Genomic DNA, 12284 nt, shown 5'->3' with positions numbered 1-12284 from the left:
CGACTACAAAGAAATTCCCAACTTTGGGAATAAGAAAAATACCAAAAGTATTCAAAGTTCCAAAGGGCATAGCCAAACAGGCAGAAGCCAATAGAAATTATCAAGCAACTTTGAAGAATATGGGTTATTAGGACTTGTACCTATGACAAAGGGCATTTTTGAGAGGAGCTGTGTGAGGTGAAAGTCTCATGCACAGTTCTGAAGAGAGGTTTAGGCAGTGATGCCTACTCCTACTTTAATAAATCTCGTGGTGATGTTTATAAATTTATAAATAAAATCGAAAAACGATCGAACTCCCCCCTCAAACTCGATCGAGCAGCGCCGCCCTTGGCGATCGAACCGTTGGTAGTAAGCTCTTTAGAGCTTTGATTATTACAGGCTAGAAGCCTGTTTTACGGGTTTTCAATCCGCAGGTAACAAATACAATCCCGAAGGGGTATTCTCATCAGGCAAAATCTCCTTACTGCTTTTCAGGTTACGACTTTCGCATAAATCCGCAAAGGCTTCTAAACTCTCTAATCTCGCTAATAATTCGCTTAAACCGTCTAAATATTCAGCGATCGCAATCTGTTGTTGTATCCATGATTTAGGGTATCTTTCCTGAGCGTAGGACATTTCAAACTCTACATTTGCCTCATTTTTTTTGCGTCTTAGTTGATCCTGATTTAAACTAAGATCACTAGGGGAAATATCCTTAATTCTGGTAACTCTTTCGGGGGTGATATATTCTGCAAAGGGAGAAGCGGAAAAACGATACGCCGTTGACAATGACGAATTACCCTCTTTTATCAGGCTATTACTCCAATTATGAGCCACTGTTTTAAACTTCTCTACCTCCTCCCTTAACATTCCTTTTGCTTCCTGATGTTGCCCCATTTGTAACAGTAAATGCGCTTCTGTCGCCGTAGCAACCGCCCACCCTTGAATCGATACATCACTATTTAACAGCAATTCCGCCTCTAATTCTGGGGTTGACTGCATCGCCTGACTACTTAAAAATAAACGAGTATTAGTAGCGGTTTTTATCGCTAATAGGGGAGATTCATCAGGAAAAAGTTTTAAATGTTGTAATTCTGCTTGTAAAGTGCAGATTTCTTTAATTAACATGGCTTTATGAATGTTAGAAATCGCTTTCCCTAGATTTTCTTGTTTTTCTCGACTATCCTGCACCAATAAATATAAATAAGCTAATTGTCCAGAAATATCATCTAAGCGACTATTAACATCCTTAAATCCTCGCTCCATAGTTTCTTGAAGTTTATTAATGGACTTTTGCATCTGATGGAGTTTATAACCCATATAAGCAAAACCAGCCACACTTACCCCCAAAGTTAGCACACTTGCCCCCGCCGCAATTTGGGTTAACCCCATGACTTGAGATAGGGTTTGTTGCATAGCGGTTACTTGTTTGCCTAACCCCGTTAACTTATTGATGGTGACGGTATGCCCAACGGCATTAACTAACACATCAACCCCCCCCATCACGGGATTGGAAGCTATACCGAGTAAAGAATTAGTCAAATTAGGGGCTTCGACTAAATGCTTGACAATTTGCCCACCGTTAGGAAAACCAGAAGCATAGCGAATCACGCTACCATAACGAACTAAAGTACCATCAATTAATCCTTTAATAATAGTAGGATCATTTACTAATAAAGTTATATTTTGCAACATTTTATTACTCCTTTTAATAAATTTTTAGCGAACATAAACATTTGTATTTTCATAAACCGAAACTTTCAAACGAGGTGAGATTTTAATTTCTAAATCGGGTAAATCACTTAATTCACGAAAAGCATCTATTCTACTTAGTTTATCTACATCTTTTTTCAAGCCTTCTTTTACTTCTGGTAAGTTAATTTCAACAATATAAATATCATATTCAGATTCTTGATCAGTTTCTGCAATATAATCACTATAATTTTTGAATTGTTCATTTAATTCAGATTCAATTCCCATCCACAAAAAGCTAGTCGCACGATAAAGTTTTTCAGTATCTTCGGGTAAAATTCTATTATCTTGATTTTTAATTTTGTCCAAACAATCTTTTTTTAGAGCATTAACTATTAAAATTAGTTTCTGTGAAATAGGTGTAGAAGACAAATTTAAAAAGTAGCCATCATTATTTGAACTTGAGACGCTTTCGGTAATCTTATAAATTACAAGACCGAATGCAGTAATATTAAGACTGAGAAAAACAATAAATATAATATCAGGATTGTTCATTTTTATGCTCCTTAATGGTGATTTATTAATCAATTTACTTACAATTTTGTATAGGTTACTTTTAATAAATTCTCTTTGAGTATTTTCGATTTTTTTCGGTTTCCATTCTTGCCAAATCTCGCAACTTGCCTGTTGAATATCATCATATAAATTGCAAATTGTTATATTAAGTTCTAAGCCAATCTTTTGAGACCATAAAATTACACCACGTTTTAAAAGCCAATAAAAACTATTATTTTTTTTTAATTCTTCAATCAGTTGATTGTATATTTCATAAAAGATGTCATTAAATGAATCCATCATTAATAACCTCCTTATCTATTAATTGAAATTTTTGAGCTAATTCTTGACGAAGATTATTCACACTATGGTAACAGGATTCTAAAATAGCTAACTTTTCTAATTCTAATTGTTGCTCCCATAATTTGTGAGATTGTTCATTTAAAAATCTTTCAGTTAAATTAAGAATATTATTGACAGATTCATTAAATAAATAGGTAGAATCATTTAAGTTATCAGCAATCCAATCAAATAAAATATCTAATAAATCACTTTTACTATTTTCAATCCCATTTGCCCATTGTTGAGCCATTGTGTCAATATTGGGAATTAATAATTGCTTATATTCTATATTTCCATACTCTGGGATTTTTTCTATATAAGTTTCTGTTTTTTTATTCAAACAACTACCAACTTCTTTCTCTTTTTTTTCTATTTTTGTTCCTATTTGTTCATTATTGGTAAATGTATTTCCTTCAACTCCAGCATAAAAATCAAACAACTTTTTAGGCAATTTAGTTAAATTTTTATTTAATTTTTTCTCAATATCATTTATTATCGCCAGTGTAATATCTAAAGAATCTAATATTTCTTCAGGAATACATAAAATTAATCTCGTTATTTGATCTTTTACTAAAGCATCTAAAGCATTTGTAAAACTTTTTTCTTTTGCTTGTAATGTAAATTCAGCTCTTGCAGTTAAACCATCTTTGATTGTGTAAAAAAATAATCTAACATATTTTTCATCATGTTCTAATTCTTGAATTTTTTTCTTATCATCCATTCTAACTTTTTTGACTAAATAGCCATTGTATGATGTAAAATTTACTGTGATTCTACGACTAACATTGTCATATTCTCTAGCAATATTTTCGGCAAGACGAGGAGAAATAAAATCTTGTAATTCATCTTTCAAATCGTAAGCTCCTTTATTGTTTTTAAAGGCATCTCTTATCGGTATAATAATATCAGTCATTAAATCTGATTCTATATCCTCAATAGTCGAAAATATTGGTTGAAAACCCTTACGTTTTTTAGCTTCTGCTTTTTGAATGATTTGATTAATTTGGTTTTGATCTTTGCTTTTAATCGCATCAATATATTCTTGTAATTCTGTATTGAAGTCATCATTAATCTTTTTTCCTAAATTGGGAAATTCTTGACGAAATCTCGTTAATTTTTCTTGTTTTTGTTTGACATCTTCAAGATTACCGATTTGTCTAGTTTGAATGAATAAATTAACTGAACTTGCAAAACTATCATAAGATTTGAAAATATCTAATAAAATAGGTAATACTACTAATTCAAAGAAAGATTCTCTAATTCTCCTTCCAATATAAGCCCATAATTGTTCTCCTCCACTCCATTTAAGAGCATAGTTTAAAAGTTTTCTGATTCTTTCGTCATCGATAGGAATATTATCTTCTATGTCATCTTCTAATTCTCTAAACCAATTTTTTAAATCTCGATCGCCCTTCACTTTTTCTGAGATAATATTGGCACAATCACAAAGTAACGATTCCACTAACTTCGATCGAGCTTCTGGGGTAACATCAGAGTTAGTATGTAAAGGATTTGTACCCCATGCACATTGAGCATAGTATAAAAGACGGGCATTGAAAGGGATAATATCAGGCAAAGATGGAAGATTTAACGGCTCTTGTATTTCAGTTTTTAACTGTTACGGATTTAAGTCCGGGTAAGTCCAAAAACTCAACATTAATCCCCTCTGGTAATCCCGATAAATTAGCATCACAGGCAGGGAGTAAAGGAATATGGGCGGTGATTTGAGGGGAGATATATTCTTTCTTTTTCCTTGCTTCATGATAGCTGTGCATAGCCATTTGGATGCGATCGTAAAGCTCTCGATCGTTTATATCAGTCCATTCTCCCGTTTCCCAGACAGCGTTTTCTGTGGCTTCAATGACTAAGGTGCGATCGACTGAATGCTTTAAGGTTAAGACACCGCCACTCATTTCTCCTGCTTCCATGGGGGCAATTCTACGCCCCATTAAGGCATTGACGATGGTAGATTTTCCCGAAGAAGTAGTGCCGATGGTGTCAATGCGAAAGGAAGGATTAGCAAGGCGTTGGGAGGCTTCCTCGTAGGCTTCTTGAAATTCCTGTAAACGAGTTTTAATGGCTTCATCGTTGAAGACATCAGGAGATAAGTTAACTAACTCTGAGACGGCATTACCTAACCTTTGCAGATTTTCTCTGGCTTGGGTGAGTTGTGCTTGAATATCTGGGAATTCTAGTTTTTCCATAGGGTGGAGTGTGAAAACACGATGATAATTTTTCCTTCTATATAATTATCAGTAGCATTTTCCGAATTTATGCAAAATTTAATAATATTTTTATAAAGTTACAATTATACAAGGTTCGATAAGGTGGTGAAGTTCGATCGAGGTAGGAAGGGTTGAATAATATTCAACCCCTACGAACTAATGTAAAATATTTTCTGGAGATTAAGATGGAGGTTCGATCGATCTGGCTCATAATTCTTAAAATTCACTTATTTCTGAGCAGAAATAACTTAGGCGGAGAAAGCAAAAACATCCACTTGTATTGACTTAGTTGGTTGCTTATTACTATAAATAATTAGACGAATATTTTCAGCAATTTCACTACTAAAAGTTATTTCACCACAGCGTTGACAAACTTGAGCAGGAATCTCCTCTACTATAACTAATTTACCGTCAATTTCAAAAGTCTCTTTGACTAATTTCTGCTTAATTTCGTTAGAGCCACAGACATGACATTTATTCATGATTATCTCCTTTGAGAATAATTGATCCACTCTTGAGGATCTGGGTCATATAAAGTAATAATAGTCAGTATATCAGAATCTTTTCTGGATACCTGTAAATGTAAAAAACGTTGATTAATTGTTATGCCTAAAAGTAAACAACTAGGGGAATATTTATCATCAGGATAATCCTCAATAATGATAGCATTTTCTCCTGTTTCTATTATCTCTGATTTACTAATATTTCTCTCTACTAACCTCCTCAAACCATGACGAGTAAACTGAAATTTACCGCCACGAAGTTGTGAGCGAATTTTGTGGATTGACTTCATTAATTTCTCTTAATCAATAGTTTATATATTAGCTTCTCCCTAGACATAACTCAATCCTCCTCGATCGAATTTTACCTGTACCATTTTCTGAATTTATGCAAGTTTCCAAAAAAATATAAGGTTACAATTAGACAAGGTTCGATAAATGGGGAAAGTTCGATCGCGATCGCACTCTCAGGTTTTACCAACTTTTCGGTTGAAACTCAAGGGAATTAAGAATAACCATACTTTCTCCACTTTGAGCAAGTACAAACAATCCTTGACTATAAGCATAATTTGCCACCTCATCTGTAACTATCATAGCGGCGACTGCTCCTAATGCTTTCATATTTTGATACCTTGGCATTAATCGTTTAAACTTCTCTAAACGCTCCAAATGTTCATCCACATCCCTTTGACTTAATTTACTTTTGACTTCTACTAACACCACTTCCGTCTCATTTACCACCAACAAATCAATTTCTAAACCACCATCGATTCTTTTTACCGAAACATCTGATTGTAACTCATGAACATTAACCCCCCGCTCTCTAAATAAACGTACCACTGACGGGCGTACTTGCCACTCCACAAATTCCCCCAAACGATTACCCAGTTTCCCTAACTGTTGATTTACTTGTTTGATTTGTCGATCGGTTTCTTGAAAACGTCTTTCTGTCTCTTTTTGGGCAGTGGCTAACTCTGCTAACAATTGCCAAACATCATCTGCTGTTGTTGTCATATTTTCTACTTCTATTTTTTATTTCTAGTATTATTTTACAAGAGTTTTTTGAATATCGATGTATAGGGTTCGATCGAACTTTATGCAATAAAGGACTAAACATGAAAGGTTGAATAGTATTAAATCCCTATTAACTAATGTAAAATATTTTCTGGAGATTAAGATGGAGTTTTCCGATAAGTCTTGAAAAATTGAAAACTCAAAATAATGAACAAAAAAAATTCTCCTTCTGTGAAAATGTCAGATTGCGACATCATCGACATGAGAAGAATATTTGAATTGAAAATAAAGTTTTGTTGGGCTTCCTTTCGTTAACCCAACCTACCATAAATCTATTTAGCGGCGGCTAATTCACGCTCTTTAGTTTCTTTGATAACCTCATCTGCTACGTTCTTAGGACAAGGGGCATAATGAGAAAATTCCATAGAAAATTGTCCGCGCCCTGAAGTCATGGTTCTTAAATCACCAATGTAACCGAACATTTCGCTAAGAGGTGCTTCAGCTTTGATTCTGACACCCATAGGAGTTGTACTTTGAGATTTGATCATACCACGACGACGGTTAAGATCACCGATAACGTCTCCCATGTGATCTTCAGGGGTGAACACATCAATATTCATGATCGGTTCTAATAACTGAGGACCCGCTTTAGGAATAGATTGACGATAACCTGCACGCGCGGCAATTTCAAAGGCGATCGCGCTAGAGTCCACAGCGTGGAATGCACCATCAGTTAAGGTGACTTTTAAGTCAACACAGGGGAAACCTGCTAAGACACCTTTAACGATACTAGCTTGGAAGCCTTTTTGTACCGCAGGCCAAAATTCACGGGGTACGTTACCACCAGTTACTTTTGATTCAAACTGGAAGCCCGTACCCGGTTCACCCGGTTGAACGGTGTAGTCGATACGTCCAAATTGACCAGAACCACCAGATTGTTTTTTGTGGGTGTAACTATCATTAACTACTTTTGTGATCGATTCACGATAAGCTACTTGAGGTTTACCTACCTCGACTTCTACCCCGTGAGTACGGCGAAGAATATCTACTTTAATATCGAGGTGTAATTCACCCATACCTTTAATGATGGTTTCACCACTTTCTTGATCGGTTTCAACGTAGAAAGAGGGGTCTTCTTGTACCATTTTACTAAGGGCAAGTCCCATTTTTTCGTTACCACCTTTATTTTTAGGCTTGATGGCGATCGAAATAACGGGATCAGGGAATACCATGGGTTCAAGGGTTGCAGGGTTGTTAGGATCACATAAAGTGTGACCAGTTTGCACATTCTTCATACCCACGATGGCAACAATATCCCCGGCTTGAGCTGTGTCAATCTCAATACGATCGTTAGCGTGCATTTCCACTAAACGACCAACACGATCGGTTTTACCTGTAGCGGTATTTAAAATGGTCATCCCTTTACTTAACACCCCTGAATAAATACGGGTGAAAGTTAAAGCACCATATCTATCGTCCATAATTTTGAAAGCTAAAGCGCGTAAAGGTTCGTTTGCATCAACAATGGCAAATTCTCCAGTTTCGTTCCCTTCAATATCAGTAATCGGTTGAGGATTTACTTCGGTAGGATCAGGTAAATAGTCAATCACCGCATCTAAAACTAATTGTACCCCTTTGTTTTTGAAGGAAGAACCGCAATAGGTGGGGAAGAAAGCCAAATCACGAGTACCCTTACGGATACAACGTTTAATGTCATCAATGGCAATTTCTTCACCTTCGAGGTATTTTTCCATTAAGTCATCGTTTTGTTGTACCGCAGTTTCGATTAACTGTTCACGATATACCTCTACATCGTCTTTCATGTCGGCGGGGACTTCTTCAATGGTGTAAGCAAAAGGATCACCCGAATCATCCCAAATCCAAGCCTTACGGGTTAATAAGTCCACAACTCCTTTAAATTCGGTTTCCACACCAATGGGTAACACCATTACTAAAGGTTCGGCGGCTAAAATTTCTTTAACCTGTTTAACAACACGATAGAAATCTGCTCCAGTTCGATCGAGTTTATTAACATAAATAATACGAGCTACTTTAGAATCGTTAGCATAACGCCAGTTAGTTTCGGATTGAGGTTCAACCCCCCCAGAACCGCAGAATACACCGATACCACCATCAAGCACTTTGAGAGAACGATATACTTCGATCGTAAAGTCAACGTGTCCGGGAGTATCAATAACGTTAAATTGATGATCTTTCCAAAAACAGCTTGTAGCGGCGGATTGAATGGTAATACCTCTTTCCTGTTCTTGCTCCATGAAGTCAGTGGTAGCTGCACCATCATGAACTTCACCGATTTTGTGAATCTTACCAGTTAATTTAAGGATTCTTTCTGTAGTGGTAGTTTTACCAGCGTCAACGTGAGCGAAAATGCCTATATTTCTATATTTACTGAGATCTTTTGCCATAATAAAGTTTTTTATATTGATAATGTATTAAGAGTCAATTGGTTTTTCTCTCAAGGATGACTCTTAACGGAAATAAGTGTTTTCAGGATTGAACAACACAGCTATAAGAATTTATCATGGTCAAGCCATAAAAATTCTTTAAGACACATCTACCTATCATAAATGATATGTAACAAAATGTGAAAGAGGAATTAGAAATGAAGAATTAGGAATTAGGAATAGATTTCTCCAGAAAAGATGCTGAGTTAAATTTATTGAACGTAATCTTATCGACATTGTTACTGAATTATTGTTCTGATTTGACAGGGATTCTGATTTCTGTTGAAATACAATCATTAATTTCTCCTTTATTTCCTTGTGATTTAGGCACTAACCATTTACCAAATTGGGCATAAAGGGCAGGTATCACCAATAAAGTTAAGGCAGTAGAAGTAAATAAACCTCCCAAAACCACGATCGCCAACGGTTGTAATATTTCATTACCTGCACCACTAGCCATAGCTAAAGGTAACATTCCCAAAGCAGAGGTTAAAGCTGTCATTAAAATAGCGTTTACCCTTTCTAAAGAGCCTTTATACACTACCACTTTCACGGGAATATCTTGGCTAAATTTCTGGTTATAGTTATCCACTAATAGTAGTCCATTACGCACCGCCACACCAAAAAGAGTAATAAAACCGATTAAAGATGCGATCGAAATTACTCCACCAGTTAACATAATGGAAGCGATACCCCCCACTAAAGCTAACGGTAAGTTAATCATAATGGCAATGGTAGCAGGGAAGGATTTGACGGAGAAAAACATGAGAATCATAATAACTACCGCCGCCAAAATGCTATAAAGGAGTAAGTTATTAGTGGCATTTTGTTCGGCTTCAAATTGTCCACCGTATTGGATAAAATAACCGTTAGGTAATTGAACTTTTTCTCGGATAGCCTTTTGAATATCACCGACAACACTACCTAAATCACGCTCGGCGACATTGGTAGAGACAACAATTAAACGAGATACATCTTCCCTGTTAACCACATTCGCACCCATGCCATATTCTACTTTAGCAACGGTTTCTAAGGGAATTATATCTCCTGTCGGGGTTTTAAGGGGAATGGCACGAATAGCATCTAAGTTATTCCGAGCAGATTCGGGTAAACCTACGATAATGTTAACTAATTGCTGATTTTCGGGGACTTGAGAGACAATTTGACCATTTAAAGCCGTTTCTACCACTTCCGAAATTGCCGACATGGTTAAACCATAGTTCGCCGCCGCCATTCTGTCATAATGAATTTGTACTTGACGAATGGGTAATTGGGGTTCTAATTGCAAGTCCACTACTCCTTCTATGGGTGCGATGGCATCTCTTACTTGTTCACCGATTTTACGCAATTCAACTAAATCAGAGCCAAAAATTTTAACGGCGATGGCACTTCTTACCCCTGATAATACCTCATCCATACGGTGGGAAATAAAACCTCCAATATTAGGGGCAACACCGGGCAACTTGAGAAACTCCTCCCGTAACTGTTGCACACTTGCCTCCCGATTTTTTAAGGCTAAATCGCTTAATTCTACGTCAACGTGAGCCATACTTACTCCAGCACCATCGGCATCCCCCGGAGCTCTTCCCGCTCTTACTTGTACCCATTCATACAACGGATTACTTTCTAATGATTTAGAAAGTACCATTCCTGCTCGATTAGTCATATCAAGGGAAACACCGGGGAATAACACCATAGAGTTAACCATCGATTTTTCTTGAAATTCAGGTAAAAATACCCTTCCCAAAGAAGGTGCGATCGCCATTGTTGCCACCAAAGAAGCAAGGGCAATGCCTAAAATTAATTGAGGTGCTTTCAGAGCAATATTTAACAAAGGGCGGTAAAGTCTTTCTGCTAAACGGGAGATGAAAGTACCCTCTTGAGGTAATCTTTGGTTAGCTAATAAAATGGCACATAAAGCAGGAGAAAGAGTCATAGCCACCAACGTAGAAGCCACAATGGATAGAAGATAAGCAAAACCCATCGGGGCAAAAATACGTCCTTCTACCCCCGTTAAACTGAAAATAGGAGCAAACACCACGATAATAATTACCGTCGAAAAAATTACGGCTAATCGCACTTCCACAGAGGTATCATAAACCACCTGAAAAGGGTGTTTTGGATCACCTTGAGCTTGATTTTTGCGTAACCCACGATAGCAATTTTCCATATCCACAATGGAATCATCCACCACAGATCCGATCGCAACTACCAATCCCCCTAAAGTCATGGTATTAATCTCTAAACCAAAGGCTTTCATCAACATTAAGCCAATCAAAAGAGATAAAGGAATGGCACTGAGGGTAATAATTGCCGTGCGCCAATTCATCAAAAATAAGAGCATTACCACAGAAACAATAATAATCCCCTGAAGTAACGAACCACTAACATTACGAATAGCAGAATCAATGAAATTTGCTTGGCGAAAAGTTCTCGCTATTTGCACATCCGCAGGAAAAGTGCCTTGTAAAGACTCAATTACCCTTTCTACACCTTTCGTGACAGTGGGAGTATCCACATCGGGTTGCTTGTTAATCATCAACACTACCGCAGGTTGTCCATTAAAACTAGCATCTCCCCGTTTTAAAACTGAAGCAGTTTTCACCTCCGCCACATCTTTCAGCAAAATGGGCTTGTCACCTTGCACTTTCACCACTGACTGCTGTAAATCTTCAATAGATTTAACTTGCCCAATACCTCTAATTAACAATTCTTGCCCACCACCGATTAAAAAACCACCGGGTGCGTTAGAATTTGAACCCCTTGTGGCTTCCGTGACTTCATTGAGGGAAACATTGAGAGATTTTAATTTATCTGGATTGACTAAAACTTGCTCTTGTTTTTCATCACCACCGTAAATAGTAACTTGAGAAACTCCTGCTACAGATAAAATTTGATTGCTGAGGGTAGTTTCCACTAAACGGCGTAAATCCATTAATGATGTTTGCCCTTGTCCGTTAATAGTGAAAGCGTATTGTAAAATAGTCCCTAATGGAGATACTAAAGGCGAAATTTCTGGGGTATGAGTGCCTTCGGGTAATTGACTTGTTACCTGTTGCAATCTTTCTGTTACGGCTTGTCTCGCTTTATAAATATCAGCAGTTTGGTCAAATACAACGTGTACCATTGATAATCCTACCTTAGAGGACGATCGAACAGTAGTAACACCGGGCAAACCATTAACCGCACTTTCAATGGGTACAGTTATTTGGGCTTCCACTTCTTCTGGTGCTAATCCTGTCGCTTCGGTGTGAATATCTACTTGGGGTGGGGCAAATTCAGGAAAAACATCTAAGGGCATTTGAGTGACACTAATGACACCCCAGACGGTAACAAAAATAGCGGCGATAACGATAAACCATCTTTGGGCGATGGAATTTTTTAATATTTGATTGAGTAATGAGTTGAGCATTTTAGTTATTAAAGGTTATTTTCTCGCAAAGGCGCAAAGAAGCAAAGAAGTTCGCAAATATAGCTTCGTAGTTTGTAGGTTGGGTTACGCTTTCACGCTA

Annotated in this window: 10 protein-coding genes; 1 reads left to right on the top strand and 9 read right to left on the bottom strand. The window is 36.9% G+C overall.

Annotated features, from left to right (window positions below):
- The first annotated feature begins 177 nt into the window (after positions 1–177).
- Positions 178–369, top strand: coding sequence for a hypothetical protein (locus SYN6308_RS24690; protein ID WP_144051461.1), 192 nt, complete (start codon positions 178–180; stop codon positions 367–369).
- Positions 370–402: 33 nt separating this feature from the next.
- Here SYN6308_RS24690 and SYN6308_RS16900 read toward each other — a convergent pair whose 3' ends face one another.
- The 9 genes from SYN6308_RS16900 to SYN6308_RS16865 form a co-directional block, all read right to left on the bottom strand.
- Positions 403–1674 (bottom strand): hypothetical protein, encoded by a 1272-nt coding sequence (locus SYN6308_RS16900; RefSeq protein ID WP_017295632.1) that lies wholly within the window; start codon positions 1672–1674, stop codon positions 403–405.
- Positions 1675–1698: 24 nt separating this feature from the next.
- A complete protein-coding gene (locus SYN6308_RS23535) occupies positions 1699–2529 on the bottom strand; it encodes a hypothetical protein (RefSeq protein ID WP_052312614.1) in 831 nt (276 codons plus the stop codon).
- On the bottom strand, positions 2513–4144 hold the full coding sequence (locus SYN6308_RS22835) for a hypothetical protein (RefSeq protein WP_020479975.1): 1632 nt from the start codon (positions 4142–4144) through the stop codon (positions 2513–2515). The genes SYN6308_RS23535 and SYN6308_RS22835 overlap by 17 nt, the downstream gene beginning before the upstream one ends.
- A gap of 28 nt (positions 4145–4172) precedes the next feature.
- Positions 4173–4772, bottom strand: coding sequence for a dynamin family protein (locus tag SYN6308_RS24685; RefSeq protein WP_020479974.1), 600 nt, complete (start codon positions 4770–4772; stop codon positions 4173–4175).
- 269 nt (positions 4773–5041) lie between these two features.
- Positions 5042–5275, bottom strand: coding sequence for a YgiT-type zinc finger protein (locus tag SYN6308_RS16885; RefSeq protein ID WP_017295630.1), 234 nt, complete (start codon positions 5273–5275; stop codon positions 5042–5044).
- A gap of 2 nt (positions 5276–5277) precedes the next feature.
- Positions 5278–5586 (bottom strand): DUF4258 domain-containing protein, encoded by a 309-nt coding sequence (locus SYN6308_RS16880; protein ID WP_017295629.1) that lies wholly within the window; start codon positions 5584–5586, stop codon positions 5278–5280.
- Between the two features lie 181 nt (positions 5587–5767).
- Positions 5768–6307 (bottom strand): DUF3782 domain-containing protein, encoded by a 540-nt coding sequence (locus tag SYN6308_RS16875; RefSeq protein ID WP_017295628.1) that lies wholly within the window; start codon positions 6305–6307, stop codon positions 5768–5770.
- A gap of 332 nt (positions 6308–6639) precedes the next feature.
- Complete coding sequence (gene fusA / locus SYN6308_RS16870; RefSeq protein ID WP_017295627.1) at positions 6640–8733, bottom strand: elongation factor G; 2094 nt, start codon at positions 8731–8733, stop codon at positions 6640–6642.
- Positions 8734–9019: 286 nt separating this feature from the next.
- On the bottom strand, positions 9020–12184 hold the full coding sequence (locus SYN6308_RS16865) for a CusA/CzcA family heavy metal efflux RND transporter (RefSeq protein ID WP_017295626.1): 3165 nt from the start codon (positions 12182–12184) through the stop codon (positions 9020–9022).
- Between the last annotated feature and the right edge of the window lie 100 nt (positions 12185–12284).

The sequence above is a fragment of the Geminocystis herdmanii PCC 6308 genome (genome assembly GCF_000332235.1).
GTDB lineage: Bacteria > Cyanobacteriota > Cyanobacteriia > Cyanobacteriales > Cyanobacteriaceae > Geminocystis > Geminocystis herdmanii.
This window is presented reverse-complemented; position numbering and strand designations above follow the sequence as displayed.